Annotated in this window: 15 protein-coding genes and 5 pseudogenes; 5 read left to right on the forward strand and 15 right to left on the reverse strand. The window is 34.5% G+C overall.

Translation table 11 applies throughout. The annotated features are described in order from the left end of the window. Positions 1-12: 12 nt before the first annotated feature. The 4 genes and pseudogenes from ACX5JI_RS20860 to ACX5JI_RS20875 form a co-directional block, all read right to left on the reverse strand. Positions 13-885 (reverse strand): annotated as a pseudogene (locus ACX5JI_RS20860) (RNA-guided endonuclease InsQ/TnpB family protein); the annotation flags it as partial. Positions 886-1,052: 167 nt separating this feature from the next. Further along, positions 1,053-3,149, reverse strand: a complete 2,097-nt coding sequence (locus ACX5JI_RS20865) for a HelD family protein (protein ID WP_459502940.1) — start codon at positions 3,147-3,149, stop codon at positions 1,053-1,055. 447 nt (positions 3,150-3,596) lie between these two features. After that, the gene (locus tag ACX5JI_RS20870) at positions 3,597-4,754 is read right to left on the reverse strand and encodes a serine hydrolase domain-containing protein (protein WP_459502941.1); all 1,158 of its coding nucleotides are present in this window, start codon (positions 4,752-4,754) and stop codon (positions 3,597-3,599) included. Positions 4,755-4,809: 55 nt separating this feature from the next. After that, positions 4,810-5,980, reverse strand: a pseudogene (locus ACX5JI_RS20875) (MFS transporter). 156 nt (positions 5,981-6,136) lie between these two features. Between ACX5JI_RS20875 and ACX5JI_RS20880 the strand changes: the two are divergent. Then, positions 6,137-6,583, forward strand: coding sequence for an Lrp/AsnC family transcriptional regulator (locus ACX5JI_RS20880; RefSeq protein WP_459502942.1), 447 nt, complete (start codon positions 6,137-6,139; stop codon positions 6,581-6,583). Positions 6,584-6,874: 291 nt separating this feature from the next. On the opposite strand, the gene ACX5JI_RS20885 is transcribed toward ACX5JI_RS20880, so the two are convergent. From ACX5JI_RS20885 to ACX5JI_RS20900, 4 genes are all read right to left on the reverse strand, one after another. Continuing rightward, positions 6,875-7,351, reverse strand: a complete 477-nt coding sequence (locus tag ACX5JI_RS20885) for a heme-degrading domain-containing protein (RefSeq protein WP_459502943.1) — start codon at positions 7,349-7,351, stop codon at positions 6,875-6,877. 408 nt (positions 7,352-7,759) lie between these two features. Beyond that, positions 7,760-7,975, reverse strand: a complete 216-nt coding sequence (locus tag ACX5JI_RS20890) for a hypothetical protein (RefSeq protein ID WP_459502944.1) — start codon at positions 7,973-7,975, stop codon at positions 7,760-7,762. A gap of 605 nt (positions 7,976-8,580) precedes the next feature. Continuing rightward, entirely contained in the window at positions 8,581-10,698 is a 2,118-nt protein-coding gene (gene recQ, locus ACX5JI_RS20895; protein WP_459502945.1) for a DNA helicase RecQ, read from the reverse strand. A gap of 49 nt (positions 10,699-10,747) precedes the next feature. Next, positions 10,748-11,662, reverse strand: coding sequence for a LysR family transcriptional regulator (locus ACX5JI_RS20900; protein ID WP_459502946.1), 915 nt, complete (start codon positions 11,660-11,662; stop codon positions 10,748-10,750). Positions 11,663-11,788: 126 nt separating this feature from the next. Between ACX5JI_RS20900 and ACX5JI_RS20905 the strand changes: the two genes are divergently transcribed. Both ACX5JI_RS20905 and ACX5JI_RS20910 read left to right on the forward strand, forming a co-directional pair. After that, a complete protein-coding gene (locus ACX5JI_RS20905) occupies positions 11,789-13,051 on the forward strand; it encodes an APC family permease (RefSeq protein WP_459502947.1) in 1,263 nt (420 codons plus the stop codon). Between the two features lie 1,119 nt (positions 13,052-14,170). Next, positions 14,171-14,539, forward strand: coding sequence for a cytoplasmic protein (locus ACX5JI_RS20910; protein WP_459502948.1), 369 nt, complete (start codon positions 14,171-14,173; stop codon positions 14,537-14,539). Positions 14,540-14,653: 114 nt separating this feature from the next. Here ACX5JI_RS20910 and ACX5JI_RS20915 read toward each other — a convergent pair. Together ACX5JI_RS20915 and ACX5JI_RS20920 are read right to left on the reverse strand one after the other, a co-directional pair. After that, positions 14,654-15,387: pseudogene (locus ACX5JI_RS20915) on the reverse strand (nucleotidyltransferase domain-containing protein). Positions 15,388-15,637: 250 nt separating this feature from the next. After that, positions 15,638-16,690, reverse strand: a complete 1,053-nt coding sequence (locus ACX5JI_RS20920) for a glycosyltransferase (protein ID WP_459503009.1) — start codon at positions 16,688-16,690, stop codon at positions 15,638-15,640. Positions 16,691-16,891: 201 nt separating this feature from the next. Between ACX5JI_RS20920 and ACX5JI_RS20925 the strand changes: the two genes are divergently transcribed. After that, the gene (locus tag ACX5JI_RS20925; RefSeq protein WP_459502949.1) at positions 16,892-17,284 is read left to right on the forward strand and encodes a RidA family protein; all 393 of its coding nucleotides are present in this window, start codon (positions 16,892-16,894) and stop codon (positions 17,282-17,284) included. A gap of 211 nt (positions 17,285-17,495) precedes the next feature. On the opposite strand, the gene ACX5JI_RS20930 is transcribed toward ACX5JI_RS20925, so the two are convergent. Together ACX5JI_RS20930 and ppaC are read right to left on the reverse strand one after the other, a co-directional pair. Then, positions 17,496-17,945: a DUF6884 domain-containing protein gene (locus tag ACX5JI_RS20930; RefSeq protein ID WP_459502950.1), complete on the reverse strand. Its 450-nt coding sequence runs from the start codon at positions 17,943-17,945 to the stop codon at positions 17,496-17,498. Positions 17,946-18,342: 397 nt separating this feature from the next. Beyond that, a complete protein-coding gene (gene ppaC, locus ACX5JI_RS20935) occupies positions 18,343-19,275 on the reverse strand; it encodes a manganese-dependent inorganic pyrophosphatase (RefSeq protein WP_459502951.1) in 933 nt (310 codons plus the stop codon). Between the two features lie 196 nt (positions 19,276-19,471). Between ppaC and ACX5JI_RS20940 the strand changes: the two genes are divergently transcribed. Continuing rightward, a complete protein-coding gene (locus ACX5JI_RS20940; RefSeq protein WP_459502952.1) occupies positions 19,472-20,278 on the forward strand; it encodes an alpha/beta fold hydrolase in 807 nt (268 codons plus the stop codon). Positions 20,279-20,345: 67 nt separating this feature from the next. Here ACX5JI_RS20940 and ACX5JI_RS20945 read toward each other — a convergent pair whose 3' ends face one another. The 3 genes and pseudogenes from ACX5JI_RS20945 to ACX5JI_RS20955 form a co-directional block, all read right to left on the reverse strand. Next, positions 20,346-20,972: a lytic polysaccharide monooxygenase gene (locus tag ACX5JI_RS20945; RefSeq protein WP_459503010.1), complete on the reverse strand. Its 627-nt coding sequence runs from the start codon at positions 20,970-20,972 to the stop codon at positions 20,346-20,348. A 491-nt stretch (positions 20,973-21,463) separates the two neighbouring features. Beyond that, positions 21,464-22,017 (reverse strand): annotated as a pseudogene (locus tag ACX5JI_RS20950) (SpoIIAA family protein). After that, positions 22,012-22,086: pseudogene (locus ACX5JI_RS20955) on the reverse strand (hypothetical protein); the annotation flags it as partial. The pseudogenes ACX5JI_RS20950 and ACX5JI_RS20955, both read right to left, overlap by 6 nt. Between the last annotated feature and the right edge of the window lie 23 nt (positions 22,087-22,109).

Consider the following 22,109-nt stretch of genomic DNA (forward strand, 5'->3'; position numbering starts at 1 on the left):
TAACGTTTCGGCCTAACGGACGATTAACGTCAGTGGAGTTAACACACTAGCGAGCTGTTTCACGCCTAATCCCTCTATCCCGTTTTTCCATGCATTCGGGACTACTTTTCGTAAAATATTCGCCGCAGCATTTACGTCTGCGTTAAGTTCGATGCCTTTTGCAGAACGATACATACCACGTTTTATTCGTTTTCCTGAAAAAGTTGCATGTTGGTCATTTATTCCATACGTTGGAATGAAGTCATGATCTAGAAAACTTGCTTTTGACGTGTACGATTCCTCGGTTACAATAACTTGCATGCCTACTGCATTTGCTTTGTATGTAATCATTTGAATCAATACAGTATGCGAGATATGGCAAAATGTTTGGTTATTTTTCTTTCCCATATCAGTTTCTTGTTTCCAACTTTTGTTTTGACCAATAACGATTTTGCAAACTCTCTCTTCTTGAGCCAGTTTTACAATATGATGACTCGCTTTATGGAAGATGTCTTTTATTTTCAGGTAACGCTTTTGATGAAGTTTTTCTATTCTTTTTGAAGTAAAAGGTCCTGTCCCTGTTTGTTTACCTTGCCTGAGAACACTTGTAAAGTGACTCTTCATTTTGTTGTAATATTGATTTATGCTTTTGACATGTTTGCCCTTAACAAGTACAGGCTTTATACCTGTGTTTGTTACAATGGTTGCAAGGTTATCAATACCTAAATCAATACTCATATAACGACCATTCTCTTCAACAGTTTGTTGTTTTGAAGGACCATCTAATACGAATTCCACTACATACGCATTGTATTTTGGAATGACACGAACTTGTTTCAGTTTCCCTTCAGTAAACCCTAATTTCCCAATATTCAATTGTAATTTTGTCTTTGGAAACTTTAAAAACAAAACAAGAACGTACGTTTCTATCATTTTATTTGAACATAAAATATTTTTTCAATTCACCTCACCATCTTCACATATGTTTAGAGGTAGGAGTCCTCTCGAAAGATATGATAGAAAAGCAAGAGGATTTTCCTCCCTTATCGTTTGAAAATCCTCTTGCACATCTTTTATTTACTTTCGTAAAATGCTTCTTGTATTCCTTCAATTAAAGGGGATGCTTCTCCTGAATAGAAAATCCGTAAATCATGTAGGGATCTCGTACAGCCTACATATAATAATTTTGCATCATGCTTCGTACCTTTATAATGTACTTTATCGACATCAATAAGAAGCACTGCGTCAAATTCTAATCCTTTTGCTAAATAAACAGGCACAACTGAAATGCCACCTTCATATTTACTTTGATTTGCTTCGATGACATTAGCTTGGATTCCTACACCTGTTAACCCCTCATATATATGACGACACTCATCATCTGTTCTTCCGATAACAGCAATCGTCTTCACATTTTCATTTTGCATATGCTGTATGGTCTTTACAACTTCTGCAAATTGATCATCCGTAGAAATAACCTTCACTTTTTCCCCACTACGAAAAACAGGAATTGCGAGGCCTACTGGAATATGTGCATTTTTAATAACTTCGTTTGCAAACTCAATAATTTCTTTTGTCGATCGATAACTTCTCGTCAGTTCATAATAACCTGTTTCTTGAAATACTTCTTTAAAGTCACTCCAGTCTTCAATTCCTTGATAATCATAGATCGCTTGCGATAGATCACCTAAAATTGTAAACGAGTTACCCATTGTAATCTCTTTTAATATATAAATTTGGAAAGGTGAAAAATCTTGCGCTTCATCGATAACGACGTGATGGAATTTTTGACCAATTTCAATACCTGCTAATCGATAATGAATATGAATAAGAGGTGCTAAATCCTCTATATATACTTCTTTTTTACGACAATTTTTTTCTGTTGCCTGCACAAGTTCTTCAGGCAACACTTCTACTATTTCTTTTTGCTTCATGATCGAACTATAAAATGATAGCGGACTCATTTTAGGCCAAAACTTCATATAGGCATTCAATCTTTTTGTCGCTTCTTTTTTCAATTCTTTTTTCTTGTTCGTTCCTTCAAACTTTTTCAGTTCGATCTCAATCCAGCGCTTGATTCGACCAACCAATCGTTCTCTTCGTTTCATTAATGGATAATGCTTATATTCTACTTGCATCCATTTTTTAATTTCTTCTACTGTAATAACAGCTTTCTCCCATGCCTCAAAATCTTTTGTTGGCACTAAATCTTCTTCAAAGTGAACGATACTTTCTTCAATAAATGCCTTAAATTGCATCGTTCCTTTTAATTTTCCGAGCATAACCTTATGATCATCACGATTGATTGCAAAAGCTTGTGTCAGTTTTTCTTCAGTATTTTTTAATTTCACCGCATCATCTAATGTACGCAGCGCCCAATCTTGAAATGTTGTTTGCTTAATATTTCCAACGCCAAGCTCAGGAAGTACACTTGAAATATAATCTAAAAACAAACTGTTTGGCGCAAATACAATCATTCTCTCTGCCTCTAGTTGCTCACGATATTCATAAATTAAAAAAGCAAGGCGATGTAAAGCGATCGTTGTTTTTCCGCTTCCTGCAACCCCTTGAATCAATAGTGGCATGTTTTTCTCTGCACGAATAATATCATTTTGTTCCGATTGTATCGTTGAAACAATATCTTTTAATTTATTATCTTTATTTTCACCTAAGCGATATAGAAGAAAATCATCTGCAAGAGATACATCTTCACTTCCTTTTACATATGTATCCACGACACGTTCTAGTTCTCTTTTACGAATAGCAATATTTCTTTTTAAATACACATCACCTTCTACTAATCCATCTGGTGAATGATAAAAAGCCGGTTCTTCACCACCAGTGAATGAATAAAACATACTCGCAACTGGTGCACGCCAGTCAATAACAATCGGTTTCATCGTTTCTGTATCTGAAACACCTACTTTACCAATATAAATCGGATTTGGCTTTGAATGTCCCTCTTCCTGAAAATCAATTCGTCCAAAGTATGGCTCTTGTACACCAACCCGTAAATCTCTCCTATTTGACTCCCTCATACTTTCAAGGATTTGCTCCTTAAAATCCTCTCCATAATAAACTGGAACCTTTTCTAGTTTGTCTAATTGCTCATCCATTGTAGATAAAGTCTCTTTCATTCGCTGTAATTCTTCTTCAAATATAGTACTCATTGTGATGATTCCCTCCTGTCCGTTCGAAAATTTCAGTCGAGATACAATTGTATAAAAAATACATTTATAAAGTCAATAGTTTAAGTGAGAATTTTCTAAAATATAAAACGACTTCCAATCCTTGTAGGCACAAATTAAACTAATAGATACATTTCATTGGGAAACGAACTTCCGCTAATGCAGATTATATGAATGGAAAATCCCTTCAGTAATCTGAAGGGATTTTTAAAGGTTTTACGATACTTTGGTTTTGTGTTGAAAAAAATTACCTTCATGTACAACAACTACCTTTTTAGTCTACAATGTTTAAAAAAATGATGTACCAAAATGTATATAATGTGTAACATTATATACATCACCTTGATTCTATAATAATTATTATCTATTTTATGGTATAAATTTTACAGAGTACCCTGTCTTTTTGTTATAGAATCAACCTTTATCTTCTCATCCATAAACAGCATTACAAATATCGATTGTAAATTGCCCAGACATCCCTTCAAATGCTGTATTTGTAAAAGCAACAACACTAAGTTTTTTGATGGGATCAACAAACCATGAATGCCCATAAGCTCCCCCTAAACGCCATGAGCCGATTGACTCTTTTGTATTCGCTTTTTTAGGATCTTTTAAAATCGTAAAACCAAGTCCAAATCCTCTTCCTGGCCAATTCTCTAATTCTATATCTCCCGTTTGAACTCTCCTCATTTCTGAAGACAATTCTGAAGACAGCAATTGTTTCCCTACTCGTAACTCTTCTAAAAACTGAAGAAAGTCACTTGCACTTCCAACCATACCTGAACCACCTGATGGGAATGCATCTTTATCGAATACACGATCTGGTTCAAATCGAATTCCTGCTGTTCCTTCAAATACTTGTGCAATTTCTATCTTACCCATTCTTCTCGTACCGAGTCTGTCATTCACGTAGGGTGTTACTAATCTTTTCTCATCTACTACATGAAAAGCAGTATCCTTCATGTTTAATGGTTTCGTTACTAATGATTGAACCGCTTTTTCCAATGGAGAGTTACTAACCTTGCTTATAATAGCACCGAGTACATCGGTAGCAATGGAATACCCCCAATTCGTTCCTGGTGTGTATAGCAAAGACACCGTGCTGAGGCGCTTTAAATTCTCTTCTAAGGAAAGGCCCGATCGATCCATCCCATCCGAAACACCAGCCCTATGATAAGCTCCTCCCTGTTCTTCTAAAAATCCATATGTTAAACCTGTTGTATGTGTTAACAAATGGCGAATCGTAATGAATGCTTCCTGTCCATTAGCTAATCTAGGTCTGAATTCTGGCAACCATTTTTTAATATCATCTTCTAAACTCATTTTCCCTTGAGAAACTAGGGCTAAAGCTGCCGCTGAAACAATTGGTTTTGTTACAGACGAAAGTCTAAATAATGCGTTTTCTTCTATCAATTTTCTTTTCTCACAATCTGAAAAACCAGCAGAACGTCGATAAATCAGCTCTCCATTTTCCGCTACTAACACAACTGTTCCTACAATTCTATCTTCCGTAATGGCACGCTCAATTACTTTGTCTAACCGTTTTTGTCTATCAAATGTATCCATTCCTACATGTAACATTTTCATATTTCTTCATCCCTTCTATTGTAAAATTGATAAAACGAAACTCTAATATATAGATTCAACGAATAGAAACATGCGATTTCATTTTTTGTAGAGCTATGTTCCTAGCTACAATGCAGACAAGAGCAAGTGCTGCAAAAAGAATCCCACTCCATAAAACTCCTTTAATTCCAGTTTGGATAATAAACCATCCCCCTACTGATGATCCTATAGTCACTCCAAAATTAATAAAAGAAATATACAGAGCTGTAGCAAAATCAGGTGCTTCTAACGCTTCAGATGTCACCCAAATTTGTGCTACAACGAGTCCACTTGTATGAGCTGCTCCCCATAATACAATGAGTATCGTCATTGTCATAAAAGAGTATCCAAAGATATATAAAAGAACATACATACTTACGAGGATGAGTGGATGAAAAAAAACGGTACGAACCTTATTTTTACCCATAAAGATTCCATAGACTATATTTCCAAACAAGCCACCTATTCCAAAAAGAATCAACATGATACTGAGTAATGTTCCATTTATTCCTGTTACTTCACCGAGAAATTTAGCACAGTAACTATACACAGAAAACATAGCTGCAAATATAAATGTAGCAGCGCCAATATTTAACCACAGGTTCCTTTTTTGTAGAATACGAAGCTGGGACATATATGATAATTTCTGCTGCTTTTGTGGATTTGGCAATATGATAGCTACTCCAAGTGCAGATAGAGCGTTGACAACTGCACAGAATACAAAAGAAGCCTCGTAAGAAATTTGCCCAGCTATCAATGTTGTCAAAGGAATTCCTAACACCATTCCCATACTTGTTCCGATCAATGCTTTTGTCGTGGCCTGAGCTGATTTCCCTTTAGGATACAATGAAGTGGCTGTAACAACAGCTAGTGAAAAGTAAACTGGATGAAAAAAAAGCAGGTACGATACGAGAAGATAATAGTAATTCGAATGTTGGTAGGTATGCTGACAACAAACTGCTTATCGAAAAAATAACGAGACATAAAACCAATACATATTTACGATTAAACTTTGAAAAGAAAAGGACCATCCAAGGACCAGAAAATGCAATAATTAAACCAAAAAGCCCGACTAACATTCCTGCTTTCGCTGCACTAATGTCAAAGCGCTCCATTATCATAGGTAGAATTCCTACAACCCCAAATTCAATGCAGTATACCCCAAATAACCCTAATGCTATAAAAAGAATTGGCAACTGTTTTTTCATAATATTCCCCCTTATAAAGCAATTCGCTTACTATAATTTAGTATAAGTGGTAAACTACATTTATTACATCGCTCAATAACGGAGTTTTTACTAAATTGCAAAGGAATTTAAAGTCTTTTTGTGGTATAACTTTGAATTCATAACTGGAGGGTTAATATGGATAAAGTTGATCAACATATTTTATTTCATTTGCAAAATGATGCACGTTTATCAATGACTTCGCTTGGTAAACTTATAGGATTATCACAACCTGCGGTAACGGAGAGAGTTAAACGGATGGAAGAACACGGCGTTATAAAGCAGTATCGAACTATTGTTTCTAATGACAAGATTGGTAAATCAACCGTAGCTTTTATGCTATTTCGTACTACTCAATGCAATAATTTCGTTGGATACTGTGAGGATGCCCCGCAGGTTGTAGAATGTCACCGGATAAGCGGGGAATACAATTACTTAATAAAAGTAATTGTTGCATCCACAAAAGAATTAGAGCAATTCGAAAACCAAAGTATGAAGTACGGTAGTTCAACAACTTTAATTTCCCTTTCTTCACCAGTTGAATACAAACCTTTAGTTCCGTCTGACACATTAATTAAAGAGTAATTTAAAGAACATGAGTGTAGACAAACAAAACCCGAATAATGGACTCTTTTCAGAGTGTTCACTATTCGGGTTATCCATTTATCCCGCTATTTGCGGACAGTAAGACTCCCACCTCAAAATTCAGTGACAGCAAAGAAGTTTGGTGGGAGATCAACTGCCCGTAAAAGCCCGATTGGTGAGGGCTAATAATCAGTGGGGGATGAAGAAAACCTCCACTGATTAAAGTTTCACTTTATAGTATTAAAAACGCTTCATTTATTATCGATTTGAATTTCATTCGAATGCGTGCATCTATTGGTTTAAATGATTTTTAATTGCTCTTATAACCAATTCATGGTCTTCTTCTGGGGGTAATCCTGAGACTGTTACGATTCCGATAGCCCCTACGTTTTTTATTTGAATGGGAAATGCTCCGCCAAATGCGGCATATTCCGAAGCATCTAAACGGTATTGTTCATGATATGGGATTCCACTTATTTCACTTTGTATCTGCATATAATACGAGCTATGATTATGCAGAGAAACGACCCGTTTTTTACGCTCAATCCATTTTGTATTTTCCTCAGTTGTCCCTGTCATCTTGAAATGAAATAATTGCACACCATTTTTTGTTATATCAACTGCAATCACTTTTCCCTCTCGCTTTGCTGTTTCAACGATGAATAAACCTAATTGAAAGGCATCTTCATTTGTAAAAGAGGAAAATTGAAGTGTTTCCTCCTCTATTAAAATTTTTTCTCTTATTTCACTCATACTTGAAGTACTCATATCTTTAACCTCCATAATCGTGTTATGACAAATTGGAATTTTTTGTAATTATCAGGTTCTATAGTACCAACTTCCAATCATTCTGAATCTAAATAAACTGCTGTAATATAGTTAGTAACTAGTACCGTAAAGCTTATTTTCTTATTACAGATGCTATTACGAATCATATTCAACACAATAAAAAGTACGTACTTTAAAGTGCTATAAGTACTTTCCTACTTCCCCCCTCTTACATAGGCTATTATGAAGTATATTTAACACATTAAAATTGTATGTACTTTAAAGTGCTATAGGTACTAAAAAGCAATTTTTACTTAGAGTAAGAAATTTGCGTTTTGCTGGGGGGACCTCATTGCTATCAAGCTAAGAAAAGAAAACCCCAGAAATCCAAAGATTTCTGGGGCTTTATTATATGTCTATCTCTTTTTGCTTTTTGATTTGTTTATGTCTATAAAGGAATTTACGACCTGTTAGAGAAATCAGTAATAAGATCAGTATTAGTACTAAAAATTGCATATATGATAAATTAAAATATTTAACACCTGTAACAATTAAAAGTGTAGAAATCGTACCTTTTACAATGAAAAAAATAATAATCCATAATCCGCCTTTTTTCCAGTTCATTATATTTTACCCCTTCCTACGTTTAAATTCATAAAAAAATCAGTGATAGTTCTTGAGAGTGACACCTTAATGAAAATCTATTACATGAATAAAATAGTAGAATTTTTTACAAAATCACGACCAATTAAATGTGCCGATTTCATAATAAGTGAAAATGATATTCATCGTCAATTTTATTCAACTTTTTTAATTCAAATCGTCTCCATAATGGGACGATTTGAATAACCATTCTTTTCATCTCAATCACTTTCCACTTTGTTTCTTCTGGGTAATGAACTCTTGTCTTCAAATGAAAAAAACGGTCTTCTTTCTATCTAAATGGAAATGAAATAACCTTAGCTCAGCGAATACCCGAACTAAGGTTACTTTAAAATCTCATAGGTATGAGAAGAAAACAGTCTTTGATATATTAGGTGTCGTTTACAATTGTACTATGTCTGATAATCAAGCGGCTTAATTCAAAAAAATGAAATCCGTTAGGGTTTATTTCGTATGCAAATCTTTAAAACACCTACATATAGACTTTCGAAAAAAAGAAACAATCTCGCTTATCATTGACGTTACATGAGCTTAGCTTGATAGCGATGTGCATCTATCCCTATTCTCTATTTCCTTATTTGTAAATAAGCGCGAATCATAAAGTAACTTACTTCATCTGGAAGTTGTTCTTTAATCGATTTTAACCCACCTTCTGCCTGTTGTACTGCTGTTTCAATAAGAGATTCGTATTCAGCCGAAACAAAACTTGGCCAATCTACCTCCATGCCTTCCTCGTAACAACGAATTAAGTGGTTTTCAACCGTTTGACGCGACAATGCTCTTTCTGTTGCAATCGTGCTTAGTTCAATGCCTTGCTTATACATTTCATATGTTTCTAAGTGTGAATTAGCAGAAGCCTTACCAGATTTCTTTCGCTCCGTAACAATTTCTGTTTTAATCGTTTCAGCGTAGTCTGGATTTTGTTCAATAAACTGAATGACTGCTTGTAAAAAGTGAGAACCATACTTTGCAAGCTTATGTTCTCCAATCCCTTTTACTTGTAAGAGTTCTGCATCACTTTGCGGCATTTTTACGCACATATCTTTTAACGTTTGGTCAGAGAAAATAACAAACGGTGGTACGCCTTCTCCTTGTGCAATTTCTTTTCGCACTTCACGTAATACTTCAAATAATGGGTGATCTTGTACAATTTGTCTTGTTTCCACTCTTTCTTTTCGTAACACATTTTCGTTTCCGAGTAATACGTCTTTCCCCTTTGTTGTTACTTTTAAAGTTGGATACGTCCCGTGTTCCACTGCAATTAACTCTTCTGAAATTAAAAACTCAATAAACTCACTTACCTCTTTTACGCTACGATTTGATAAAAGACCGTAAGTTGGTAATGTATGAAAATTGAATTCAATCACTTTTTTATTTTTTGATCCGGTTAACACTTGTGCAATCATTTGCTTTCCAAAGCGCTGGTTTGTTCGAATAATACAGGATAAGACCATTTGTGATTCTCGCGTAACATCGACGCTCTCACGTTCATCTGTACAATTCCCGCAGCGACCACAATCGTCTTTCGGCATTTCACCAAAATACTCTAAAATAAATGATTGTAAACATTGTTCCGTATGACAATAATCAGTCATATGCTGCAATTTTTCAAGTTCATTTGAAAAACGTGATTCTCCAGTAGACTGATCAATTAAAAAGCGTTGCACTTGTACATCCTGAGAGGAATATAACAAAATACATTCACTATCCAATCCGTCACGACCAGCACGTCCTGCTTCTTGATAATAACTTTCCATATTTTTCGGAAGTTGATAATGAATCACATAGCGAATGTTTGATTTATCGATCCCCATACCAAATGCCGATGTCGCTACCATCACACTCACTTCGTCACGTAAAAATCGTTCTTGCTGTTCATTGCGATCATGATCATTCATTCCAGCATGATAACGAGCAATGGAAACCCCAGCTCTATATAAATCTTCATACAACTGATCAACAACTTTTCTTGTCGCTGCATAAATAATTCCCGATTCCTTTTTATTTTGACGAATATAATCTGCTAAATATGCATTTCGATCCTGTCCTTTGATCACTGAAAATGATAAATTTTCTCGTCCAAAGGTTGTCATAATTGTATTTTTTTGATCAATCTCTAAAGTATTACAAATATCTTCACGCACTTGTGGCGTTGCTGTTGCAGTTAACGCGAGTACAAGCGGTTTTTCCGGAAGATAATCCAATATGCGATGTATATGTAAATAACTTGGCCGGAAGTCATGTCCCCACTGCGAAATACAGTGCGCTTCATCAATTGCAATCATCGGTATGTTCATATCAATTAATTGATCTACAAACTCCATTGAATCAAGACGCTCTGGCGCAACATATAACAGCTTATAATGTCCTTGCTTCGCTAATTGAATGCGTTGATTTGCTTCTGTTATTGAAATAGAACTATTAATATATGTAGCTGAGATTCCGTTTTGTACTAACGTATCTACTTGGTCCTTCATAAGTGAAATGAGCGGCGATATAACCAATGTCGTCCCCTCAAATACTAATGCTGGAATTTGGTAACAAATCGATTTACCACCGCCTGTTGGCATAATACAAACGGTATCTTTTCCATCCAATACATTTTTAATTGTCTCATCTTGCCCTCTGCGGAATGACGAGTAGCCAAAATAGGACGCTAAAAGTTCTTGTGCTTTTGTAAACAAAAAAGATTCACCTGCTTTTCTTAGTCTTTCATCTACTATTATTATATCATTACTTATAATTCATTGTCCCCTCTACTTCTCTCCATTTCTTCGCATGCTTACGTATAATCATTAACAGCTCCTGTAAAGCTGGAGAAAACCATTTATTTTTATGATACGCCAGTTGTGTTGCAAACTTTGTTTCATTTGAAATAACAGCGTGTAATCTCTTATCTTTCCATTCTTGTTGGATCGTAATAATCGGTAATAAAGAAATCCCTAATCCACACATAACGCATTGTTTTATCGCCTCAATGCTCCAAAATTCAAATGTACTTTCATGCTGGATTCCTTGCCTTTGTAAATAGTGCTCAAAAAATGATCGATAACTACAACCACGTTCCGTATACAAAAAGGTTTCCTCTTGAGAAAATAGGACGTCTTGCGAATCGGTCTGTATCGCAGTGTAATCTTTTGGAAAAACAAACGCCATTTTCTCTATGACAAGTTGCTCAATATGTAAATCCTCTTCATGACGCTCAGCATCTAAGAGAAAAGCAATATCTATATTCCCGCTCTTTAAATCATTTCGCAATTCCCAACACGTTGAAGCTTTTAATGTGATTTTTACTTTTGGATACTTCTTTTTATATTCATGAAGAATAGAAGGCAGTCGATAAATTGTTAATGATTCCGGGGCGCCAATTACAATTTTCCCAGTAATTTCATTATCCAAGCTTGGTATTTGTTTCGCTTTCTCAGACAAAGTAATCATTTCATTTGCATAAGGCAGTAAATGCTTCCCTACATCTGTTAACACCATTTTTTTCCCTAATCGATTGAATAAAGGCTGGCCCATTTCTTGTTCAATTGCTTGAATATGTCCCGTTATAGTAGATTGTGCGTATCCTAAATAGTCGGCTGCCCGTGTATATCCTCCCAACTCAACGATTGTTTTAAATGTTTTTAAATGCCGAATCTCCACTTCAACCTCTCCATTCTAACATCGAAATTCCCGATTAATAACTTCATATATATCTATTTTACTGATAGATAAACTCAAATTACAATAGAAGAAATAGAATTCTTCAAAAGGAGATGTATACATTATATGAGAAAGAAAAAATTAGGACCAGTACTGCTCAGCGGTTTAATGATTGGCCCCATTTTAGGATCAGGAATCATTTTACTCCCTCCGCTTATTTACAAAACAACTGGAGATTACGCTATTATTGCTTGGTTACTTATTATGGGAGTCGGCTTTCTATTTGCCTCCTTATTTGGTAAATTAAGCATTCATTTTCCTAGTGAATCTGGAGTTGCACATGCGGTAGATCAAGCTTTTGGACCTTCTATGAAACAATTAACTTCTATTTTCTTTATTATAGCAGGCTGCCTAGGTCCTACAGCTGTTCTCATGACAGCCAGTCAATATATCGCTGCTTTATTTCCAAACTTTCATGTTCCGTTAGAAGGAATTGGTTTTCTTTTACTGAGCGTTTGCGTATTCATTTTATTATTAGATATATCATCGATTGGAAAAATATCATTTGTATTTTCAACAGCTGCGACCGTTCTTTTACTAAGCGGAGGAATAAGTTCGATCCCTCATTTCCGATTAGAAAATCTATTTCAAACAGCTTTTTCTTTTGGAGATTTTGGATATAGTATTTTACTACTTTTTTGGGCTTTAGTAGGTTGGGAGGTTATCGGAAATTACAGTATGGAGGTCAAAAATCGTAAAAAAACCATCCCGCAAGCAATTGCGATAAGCACACTTACTGTAACCATTGTTTGTCTTGTCGTAGCAGGCGCCACACAGTGGATTGAAATTCCTAATTCACATCAAGAAAACTTACGGATAACAGCCATATTAGCTACTTTATTTGGAAAGTTTTCCGCTTCTCTCATCGCTTTTATTACTACTGTTCTTTGCATGAGTACATATTTATTAGTTGTTGGCGGAGTCTCACGTCTGATCGTTTCTGAAACGAAATATATAAAGAAAGTATCTAAACTTTCCTATCGTACGAAATCAAATGTACCAATCTTTTCTTTACTTTTATTAATCAGCATACATACGATTGTATTTATCTGTCTTTATATTGATTTCATTACAGTAGAACAAATCGTAGCTATTGCAAATGCTTTTTTTATCTGTAATGCAATTTGTGGCATTTTAGCAGCATATAAATTATTACCAGGTCTATTTAACAAAATTCTTTCTTTCAGTTTAATTGTCTGTTTCCTTATCATTCTATCGTTCTCTTCCATTTGGATTTTAATAAGTATTGGAATACTAGTTGTTTTCTATGAATTACAGTACTTCAAAAATAGACACAGTACTTATGAAAAGAAAGTTCCAATCAGATAATGAAGAGAAAAGTTTCTCAATCAAACGATTTCACACACATATTACACATTCATTTCCATCCTATATCCGTATTAAATTAAGGGAGGTTTATTATGAAGCACAACAAAAATCTAATTGTTTTTCGCTCTTCAAATAAACAGCTCAAGGATTCTAATCGTGATGCTTGGAAATATGAATCTCTTTATAAATATCGGCCCGTATTTTCTTATAGGAAGCTGTTCACATCTCTTTTCACTCTCTTTTTCAAAAGTACAAAACGTTAATATCGTTCATTGTTCACTATACATTTGAGATAATGAATAAAGATTTATCATCCAATATATAAATCTTTTCTAACAGATACACTATGGTTATGAAAAACAAACAGAGACCTTCGCGCATTTTCTCCTTCTGTTTTCACATGGAATGGGGCTAAAAAAGGCACTGACCGCTTCTATCCATGGCCGGATCCTCTCATCCATCTGAAAAGAATGGTTTGATGTTCGTTTTTTAATTTGAATTTATATATATTTAATAGGGGCTTGTATTGTTTCGCTGTAAATTTCTTCCATGCAAAGTTTCTCAACATGTAACCCATAGACTTCATACATAACAATTGATAACATGTAAGTAATCTGTTGAACTACACCCCCTTATTACGACCTGCTTTATACTTGCAGGTCTTTTTTCATTCTACTATTAAATAAGCTTGTAATACAAAGTATCATAATTCAGAAGTTTGATAGAAATAAAGTAACTTTCCATTACAGTTTCAATTTTTTCTCAATACACAAAAGGCATTTCATTTGTTACGATAAAAGTACTCCAGATGAGTTATTACTCATCAACATTATCTAGTTAAAGAGACCTACCGCGGGAAGTAGGTCTTTTTGACTTTATATTAACCTTTTTAAAACTTTTTGTACGTAGTAGTGCTCCATTCATTTGGACACATTTACCAGGTTTCTTTCCAAGAAATTCATGTTACGATTATATTGTCGAGCCCGACATTCTCGGCAATATACCCTTACGAATCCCTGCTACTTCCCTTGCAGGGATTCTTTTATTTTTTCATCCCTTTACATTTAACATATATCGATATATTTTATTAATATCTTTTTATTTGTAGGAGGAAGCACATTGATTAACGCAATAGGTCTCGCTTTTATTCTTTCTAATAAGCCTGAAAAGAAGAAAAAAGTGTATCTTAATGATAGATTCGCACTAATAGATATTATTGACTCTAAAGATGTATATGATTCTGAAGGTAACCCATTAATAGAGCTAACATGTAAATATAGTATTTATTTAGATGAAAAATACTATTGTAAGTCCCTTGATGACTACACAGGACAAGTATTTCCTTTCCTCAGCGCAAAAATCGGAAAAGGTCTCGTTCGAAATTTAAATTACTATTTTTCACGCATTGATATATATGATAAAAAGCCACCCGTTAAAGAGATTAGAAACCTCATGGAGCAAATGATAAATTATAAAGTGAAACTTTAATCAATGGGTTTTTTCTTCACCCCCCACTGATTATCAGCCCTCACCAATCGGGCTTTAACGGGCAGCCCCGCCCCCTAACTTCTTTGCATTCGCTGAACTTTGAGGTGGGGGGTCTTACTGCCTATTAATGCGGGGTAAATAACATTTTTCGTATTCTAAATTCAATAGAACCCACTCAATAATGATGATTGCTGAATGAATGCGTTCCATCGTATTTCCTAAGAACACTTTATTCAGCAAATCATCTAAATTAGAAGGCCGATTAGATAGTTTTTTCATATGTACCAAAACAGAGCTAGAAGGAGGTATTGGTTTATTGTTTATAGCCCATATCCCTTCTAGCATTACCCAAGTTGATGTGTTCAATATATATGAAGCCTTTAATACATCATTTACTTTCATCGCAGCATGAATCTTAATACGTGTACTATGTAACCAATGAGCAATGCCTTTTACTTGTTTATCAGAAATACAATAATCGTTATATTTTTGCCCGGCTATCTGCATGAGTTGCTTCAGGATTCCTTTATTATCAAACAAAATTTTTCCATCTAAAAAAGAGTATAATTCCATTGGATTGTTATCAAAATTTAATTGAATTTGGTTAAAGTCTGCACATTTATATTCAACTAAAATATCTCCTCTCATCTCAGAATAGAATTTTTGTTATATCCATCTTCTAAAAGAAGATATAAATCTAAATCTGAGTCAGGATTAGCATCTCCTCTTGCAACAGAACCTATAAGCATTAGCCCAATAATTTCATCTGTAGCCATACACTCATTTAAGATTGCTCGAACTAACTTTTTATGGTGTTCATAATTAATAAATGAAAGGTTTTCTATCATTTTGCCCTCCTTGTTTAATAAGACGTTCGAGATATAAAAAAAACTGCTATATGATATTCCTCTTCAAGTTCTATTACATATTATATCAGTTACCTACATTGCTGTACGATGAACCTCCACTAAAAACGTTAATTGCGTATATCCCTATAAAAAAAGCGGACATCGAACGATGAATCGCTCTTCATAGTTCGATGTCCGCTGATTCTTCCAGTAGGATGAAATATTTAATAATAAATCGGCATTCATAACGTTACTCTTTACTTTGTAATAGGGTATTAAAATATTGACGATTATATATCACTGCTGAATGATTAGGCATATATTTTGCTGCTAATTCATTATAATGAGACGCTTTTTCATAATCCCCTAAATGACTATAGCACAAACCTATTTGAAAATATGGAATCCAATTGTAACTTGCTGGATTATAAAGGATGGCCTCGTTCGGATACGGAATTTTTGTAGCTGCTACATACCAACGAATTGCTTCCTTATATTTTTTTTGTTCCATCATGACATGCCCGATACCAACACAAATTTCCCCTCTTGGCTTACCGTATTGAGAAGCCCTTGTAAAAGCTTCCAATGCTTTCTCCCATTGTTGAAGTTGTGTATAACAATAACCTAAATTTCCGCATACATAAATTTTTCCTTCTCCCGATTCCTTTTTGCTATCTAATACTTTTTTATAAAATTGTATTGCCTCATCATACTTTTGCTGAAACATACATTCATTCGCATAATTAAACCAATCTGTAAGTGTAGCTTCTTCTGTCTCAACTATAGATTGAAGGATGTTATAATTCTGATTCATTCGTGGTGTTTCTTTACAATGGTTAATAATGATATCCGTGTGCAACACGTTCCCTTCAACTCGTATATATTCATGCACCTTGTTAGTCCATTGGAAGTTTCTTGAGCGTTTCACAAGTCTATGACGAGTTGTAATATATAGCGGTTCCGCATCTAATCCAGTATTCAAATGATACGGCATGGAAACTGCATCAACATCAAGATCCAGTTCTTGTTTTAAATTTAACAATTTCTGCTGATCTTTTTCCAATAACACATCATCCGCATCCAACCATAAAATATAATCTTTTTTCGCTTTAGAAAATGAAAAATTTCTGGCCGCCGCAAAATTATCATTCCACTTGAAATCATAAACACAGGTTGTGTATTCCCGAACAATGTCTTTCGTCTTATCCTTGGACCCAGTATCAACAATAACGATTTCATCGACTATATGTTTTATTGAATCTAAACATCTTGCAATAACCTGCTCTTCATCTTTTACAATCATACATAAACTAATTGTTATTTCAGTCAAGATAACCCCTCCCTTTGATTTACTATATTCAGGATCCAAAGAGAACTTATCTTTACAAATGCATTTTATTTAGATATCAAATACCGTTTGACTAAATTATAGATTTTATTTTCTGATTATTGTAATATCTAATAGAGAAGTGTACTTAAAATATCACAATAAAGGATTGATTATATGAAAATCTCAAGAAACCCAAAAGAAATTCATTCACCAGTAGCACCCTACGTACACCAGATTGAAGTAACTGGCCCTAATAAATGGTTAACATTATCTGGACAATTAGGTATGAAATTTGATGGAACCGTACCTGAAGATCCCGCAGAGCAAATGCAATTAGCACTAGACAACATTCGAAAAAACCTCGAATCTGCTAACATGGATGTTCAAGATTTGACAAAGTTAGTTTTTTATTTAGTCGAAGAAATTTCCCCTGATAAAAGAAAGGCAATAATAAGTGATTTTCTTAACGATCATCTTCCATGTACGACAATGATTTATGTTGTCGCATTAGCTGCACCTGTTTTTAAAATAGAAATTGATGCTTGGGCATGTAAAGAAATAGAATAACTAAGCTTTTTAGATTACAAACGATATCAGTAAGGACATCTCTAACGGAACTGGTCTTTCTCCTGTTTGACTATGTCACTCTAGAGAGGGATCGGTTTTAATCCCTTACCATTACATTTCCTACAAACTACAAATTTATCAGTTTCCTTTTTTACAAAATTCAAATTTAATTACTACCCACTAATATAACTAAACAAATTCAGAATAACAATTAAATCTCATCACCTTTTTCAACCGCACACTTTAACCTCTGCAGCATATAACCGATTCCCTTGCACCCTTCTAATGGATACGAAATAATTTCTTCCGGATATAATTTTGTCACTACTTTTTTATGTTTCTTTCCTGCAAGCAGAACAATTTCATCAAATTCTACTAATTCCTTTTTAATCATTTGCTTTTTTAGTTGTTCTATACAAATAATCTCGTCGCTTTTCGAATCAAACGCAAGATCATAGTTTTCTTTCACGATATCAGTTGGAAGTAAAAATCCATGCTTTGCCGATAAAATAACCCATTTCTCAAAAAATTCCGATGCATATGCCTGACATGCCTTGCCAAATGGACTCATGTATACATCTTTCGCCTCTGTCGGCCCCTTATCGGGATACTTATCCCAAATTTTCTTTTTCCCGCATGGAATAATGCATAATCTATTCATCGTTACCTTTGTACCTCTTTTCTCTTTCAACTCTATCTATTTTTTATAATTACTTTCAAGTTATAAAATAGTCATTCATTATATATAAATGCAATGTGATTTTCTAACAGATGCATTATGGTTATGAAAAACAAACAGAGACTTCCACTCATTTTCTCCTTCTGTTTTCACATGGAATGGGGCTAAAAAAAGCACTGACCGCTTCTATCCATGGCCGGTTCCTCTCACCCATCTGAAAAGAATGGTTTGATGTTCGTTTTTTAATTTGTATTTATATAAAATCATAGCATGTTCCATTCGCATATATAAAACAGTGTTTTTAATTCTCGCTTTAAGCAAAAAAAGAACAAGCAGACCCGTGATCTGCTTGTTCTTTTCATTTCACCCAAACCTACTCTTATAGAGCTTGGAACGTTTCTGTTAATACAGGAACGATTTGTTTTTTACGAGATACAACACCTTTTAAAGTAGCTGTATTGTTTTCTAATGTTACATTGTACGCTTTTTCAACAGCATTCACTGCTTTACCGATCGCAAGACCGACAGAGTCGTTCGTTAAAATATCAGTTACAACGAATAAGAATAGGTCTAATCCTTTTTCTTCTACTACTGCAGCGATTACTTTTTCTAGTTCTGCTTGGTGTACAAGAACGTCGTTTGTATCAACAGCGTTTACTTGTGCGATTTCAACTTTTGCATCGCCCATTTGGAATTCTTTTGCGTCAAGGGAGATTAATTGCTCCATTGTTTTACCGCTTAAATCTGCGCCAGCTTTTAACATTTCTAGACCATAGCTATCTGCGTCAACACCAGCAATTTCTGCTAATTCACGAGCAGCAGCCACGTCTTGTTCTGTGCAAGTTGGAGATTTAAATAGTAAAGAATCTGAAATGATTGCAGATAACATTAAACCTGCAACCTCTTTACGAATCGCAACGCCATTTTCTTTGTACATTTTGTTTAAGATTGTAGCTGTACAACCAACTGGCTCACAACGATAGTATAAAGGATCGCTTGTCTCAAAGTTAGCAATACGGTGATGATCGATAACTTCTAAAACACGAACAGATTCGATATCGTTAGCACTTTGTTGACGTTCGTTATGGTCAACTAAGATTACGTTGTCCACTTCATTTGCTACTGTCTCAACAAAACGCGGTCCTTCTACTTTGAAATGATCTAACGCAAATTGAGTTTCACCGCTGATTTCACCTAAACGTACAGGCTCAGCATTCATTCCTAATTCTTTTTTCAGCTCTGCATAAGCAATTGCAGAACAAATTGCATCTGTATCTGGGTTTTTATGCCCGAAAACTAGTACTTTTTCCATGTTTTCCACCTCTTCATGAAAAGGATATCTTAAAGAAGCAAATATGACAATATTTTAAACGCATTTTTTTAGAAATAAAACCAAGTTTCTTTTATTTTTATATGAAAACACTACAATTTTTCTATATAAGATGAAAAAAGAAGCAAAAGTGTAATACAATTATAAAAAGATATGTATTCAAAGGAGGCTTTCTAAGATGCCCATTTTAAAACTTGAAAATAACGTAGAGTTATACTATGAAGATCAAGGAAAAGGTAAACCTATTCTCTTTATTCATGGTGTTTGGATGAGCAGCCGTTTTTTTCATAAGCAAATCCCTTATTTCAGTGAAAACTATCGTGCGATTTCGATTGATTTACGCGGACACGGACGTTCTTCACATGTTGAATCTGGTCATACAATTACAAATTATGCTCATGATCTACATATCTTTATAGAAGCTTTAGGTTTAAAAGATGTTACATTAGTAGGTTGGTCAATGGGAGCATTTGTTGTGTGGGAATATATAAAACAATTTGGAGAACACAATATACAAGGTTCCGTAATTATTGACGAACTGGCATCAGATTTTAAATGGTCAGATTTTCCTATTGGCGCTTTTGATTTTCCAACGCTCATTCATTTCATGAAAGAGATTCAAACAAATCAAACTAAATTTCTAACAGACTTTATCCCTCTTATGTTTAAAGAATCTCTTACTACAGAGGATTTAACTTGGATGCTTGAAGAAGTTACAAAAGTTCCAGCCTCCATTGCGAGTGCTATATTGTTTGATCAATCTGTTGTTGATTACCGTGAAGAACTAAAAAACATAACAAAACCAACATTACTTTGCTTCGGTAGAGAAGAAAAATTAATTCCAATTGCTGCGGGAGAACATTTACACGAGCATATTCATAATTCCAGGCTTATTATTTTCGAGGACAGCTGTCATTGCCCATTTTTAGAAGAAGCAGAGCGGTTTAATACTATACTAGACTCTTTTATGCAATCTCTTTCCTAGTTTTTTACCTTAGTATAAAAAGAAAGGCCATTCACTCTATACAACGAATGGCCTTTCTTCAACTTATTTACTGTTGATCTAGAAATAAGTGCGAAGAAGGAAAATCAAGATATGAAGGTTGATACGCCGAAGCAGCCATACCATTATTCACAAGATTTACATCTATAACTTGATAAAAAGCATTCCCTGTATCAGCGATTTCCCAAACAGCTAAAATAAGATGGTATCCATTTCGATCAGTAGGTACGTTAGCCTCATGAATAACTGTTGTCCCTGGTCTGATTCCTCCATCATTCTTTACATAAAAAGGTACTAAATCTAAATCAGAACGACTCAATGGTTTATTAGGATCCCAATCTTTTTTTGTAATATAGTATTTCCATTCTTTTGTGCTATGTGGCGCCGTTAATTTCCACTGAAATGTGTTTGTCCCGCCATTTAATGTTACTTTATTCCATCTATCAGCTGTTTGCACATCTAACTCCGGGAAATGCCCTGCCCCTGCGATTTGTCCGTCAGATGGACCAAGATGTGGAAAAAGTCCAGGTGCTTCTACACTTTGTGGCTCATATTGAACTGGGCCACAATTTATATTTACCTCTTGTTTACATAAATAAGAGCGACTCGCTGGCGATTCTACATAGCCATGTGCAGAAGCTTTGTCTACAAAACTAAATGTAGACAAACTAATCATACATGCGCCACATAATAGAGAAAATCGGATCGAATTTTTTAACTTCCTTCTTTGTTTATTCATATTTCTCCTCCTACCCATATCATAAAATAATGACACTCCAACTTGCATAGTCATCTTCTCAACATTATAAAAGAAAAAAATCAATTTATGTATCCGTTTTCATTTTCTCAACTTTGAAATATACTTTCTCAAATGAAAAAGCAAGCAAAGATATATTCGCCTTCGCTTGCTTTTTTCACACTTATACAGTTTCTTTGTAATTATTTACATTCTCTTTTCTATGGAACGCTTTAATGGTGTGGCTACGAAGTATATAGACAACTATTTGTTTTTGTTTCGTTTTTTAGAATTGCACAAGCAATTGGACAAGAATCTGCGAAGAAAAACAATGGTATTGGAAGCTTGTAAGCAAGTGAATTGTATGACAACAGCAACATTACAGGCATAAAAAACCAGTTGATTGAGAGCAACTGGTTCAATAAAGGGTTTTATATTGGATATTCATTCAACCAAATTAATGCTTGTTCATAATCATCAAAAAATTTTATAGATTCTTTTGTATTGGATTGTTGTAAATAATTCATTATCTCCCCTTCTTCAAGGAGAAACGCAATTGCCTTACTGTGATTCAAAATGGTTTCATTGAAGAACTTATCTTTCCATGCTTTTTGAACAGAAAAATGATCTGGCGTGTATCCTTTTCTATCCATCAACAATTTGTATTTCCGACCCTCGGAAATGAATTGCTGACAAACCTGCTCGAAGCCATTAAACCATTAAACCATTCATAAACATCATCTGTTTTAATCTTGCCAATTAGATGGGTAACAATCAAATCTCCTGAAACTGTTGTGCTGATATTCTGTTTACTCAACTTGGAATCATCTCCCTTAGTTACAATTATGCGTAAAAATCTCATAAAATCAATAAGGATAAAATTCTTAAGCAATAAAGCAACATTATTTAGGAAAAGAGCCTTCAAAAAGAACAATGTAATTCCAAATAATATTTTTACTGCCCCATCCGCAACTGCAACGTACATAAACGAAATGTCTGGCTTCATCATTCCAAACAATCCAATTATTGTTAGTGGAATAAATAGGTAAATCATACTCTTTCCGTGCACAACTGTAC

The sequence above is a fragment of the Bacillus sp. C1 genome (genome assembly GCF_054570475.1).